Below are 275 nucleotides of genomic sequence, written 5' to 3' on the forward strand. Positions count from 1 at the left end.
GGCCGTATCACCCGCTACGCCTATAACAATGCTGGCCATCTTGTTGCCAGCCGGGCGGTCACCGATGCCGCTTCTGGTCAGGGAATCGATACCCTGTTCGAGCGTGATCCCTTTGGTCGTCTGTTGCAGGAAACTACCCCGGACAGTGTTACCAGCTTCCGCTACAACAAAGCCGGGCAGATGGTCGAGGCCGACAACGGGCACCGCAAGCTGCGCTGGGAGTACGACCCGGCCGGGCGCATGGTCGCGGATTGGCAGGATAAGGCGAAAATTAC

Annotated in this window: 1 protein-coding gene; it reads left to right on the forward strand. The window is 60.4% G+C overall.

Annotated features, from left to right (window positions below; genetic code table 11):
* Window positions 1-275, forward strand: a 275-nt coding sequence (locus B4U49_RS00060; protein ID WP_143735407.1) for a hypothetical protein, incomplete at both ends; no start/stop codon positions are given.

This window comes from Microbulbifer mangrovi, assembly GCF_002009015.1.
GTDB lineage: Bacteria > Pseudomonadota > Gammaproteobacteria > Pseudomonadales > Cellvibrionaceae > Microbulbifer > Microbulbifer mangrovi.